The 1,623-nt window shown below is 52.6% G+C and carries 3 protein-coding genes; all 3 read right to left on the minus strand.

Features of this window, described 5'->3' with window-relative positions:
* Window positions 1–143: 143 nt before the first annotated feature.
* Complete coding sequence (locus ACXRVY_RS28005; protein WP_223459478.1) at window positions 144–632, minus strand: RDD family protein; 489 nt, start codon at window positions 630–632, stop codon at window positions 144–146.
* 94 nt (window positions 633–726) lie between these two features.
* Window positions 727–939, minus strand: a complete 213-nt coding sequence (locus ACXRVY_RS28010) for a cold-shock protein (RefSeq protein WP_007931076.1) — start codon at window positions 937–939, stop codon at window positions 727–729.
* A 404-nt stretch (window positions 940–1,343) separates the two neighbouring features.
* Window positions 1,344–1,623: glycine cleavage T C-terminal barrel domain-containing protein (locus ACXRVY_RS28015; protein WP_458238836.1), on the minus strand; the 280-nt coding region annotated here is incomplete at its 5' end.

Raw genomic sequence — 1,623 nt, forward strand, 5'->3', positions numbered from 1 at the left:
CGCCTGAGATCTTTCAATCAGGCCCAAAATAACTGTGGGAGCGAGCTTGCTCGCGATAGCGGTGTATCAGTCACCATTGAAGTTGACTGACACTACGCCATCGCGAGCAGGCTCGCTCCTACAGTGGTTTCTGCGTCAGGAAATTATTTGGTCTTCTTCGGAACCCGCACCAGTTCGGTATTGGAATACATGTCATGCCAGCTGCGTTTCTGTTTGTCGAACAACGACCAGAAGAATCCCAGACCAACACACAGCAACGAAGCAAGCGACACCACAAAGCGCAGTAGCGCTTGCCACAGGCTGATGGATGAGCCATCGGCGTTCTGCACGCGGATGCACCAGACTTGCATGCCGAGGGTCTGACCAGACCAGGTCCAGAATTTGGCGAAGAAGCCGAACAATACGAACAGCAGCACTGTGGAGAGCAGAGGATCACCGTCCAGCGCACCCGCTTCGGTCAGGGTGCGCATCCTTTCTTCGCCGATGATCGCCATCTGGATCATCTTGTAGATGCCGCTTGTGACGATCAGCAGGGCGGTACACAGCAGGAAATCATAGAACATGGCTGCCAGACGGCGACCCAGACCAGCGGCAGGAAAATCGCCCTGGGGGGTAAGCAGGTGTTTCGACATGACAGGCTCTCGGCGAAAAAGAAGCCATTTTACGGATTTGCGCGCACAAAAAAGCCCCTGATGTCAGCATCAGGGGCTTTTTCGTTACAGAAGATTAACCTTCCGCTTGTACTTCGTCAGCCTGCATGCCTTTCTGGCCCTGCACAGCGATGAAAGTCACTTTCTGGCCTTCTTTCAGGCTCTTGAAGCCGTTGCCCTGGATGGCGCGGAAATGCACGAACAGATCCGGACCGCTTTCAGGAGTGATAAAACCAAAACCTTTCTCGTCGTTAAACCACTTGACGGTACCGCTCTGACGTTGGGACATTTCTTATTTCCTTTGACGCAAAAATTAATGACAGTCTCTTTCTCATGAAAGAGTACTGGGGCTGGTTGCAGGAGAGTAAGAAGACGTCGAACGGGATGTAGCTAACTTGTAGGCTACTGCCCAGGTCACGATTCCAAGCGACCCATGCAAACACAGTGAACAAACTCTACGCCAACTACGGGAGAAAAAACAAGCCCCGTGAAGGCCCCGTATTTCCTCAGGTTGATGGCATTTAGTCAGTCCACTAGTGGGGCCTTATACGCTAGCGTTGTTCAATTGCTTTCGATCGTTATAAGCAAAGTTCATAATCGAAGCTTAGAGCCAAACAATGCACTATTTTATGGCGGTTGCGTTACACATTAGTGCACCGTTAACGCAACCGCGTTACTTATAGGAACATTCAATCAGCCGCGATAGTAGCGTTGTGGAACAAATGGCATTTTGCTTACAAGCAAAGGCACCTTTTTCCCACGAACGATCGCCCAAACGGGTGTGTCCAGTGCGATATAAGCGCTGTCGACATAACCCATGGCCAGCGGCGCGCCCAGGGTCGGTCCGAAACCACCGCTGCAGACACTACCGATGATGTCGCCGGCTTCGTTGACGATCTCGGCGCCTTCGCGCACTGGCGTGCGTTCCTGCGGTAACAGGCCGACGCGTTTGCGGTTCACACCGGCCTGTTGC

This window comes from Pseudomonas sp. P5_A2_2 (genome assembly GCF_054177685.1).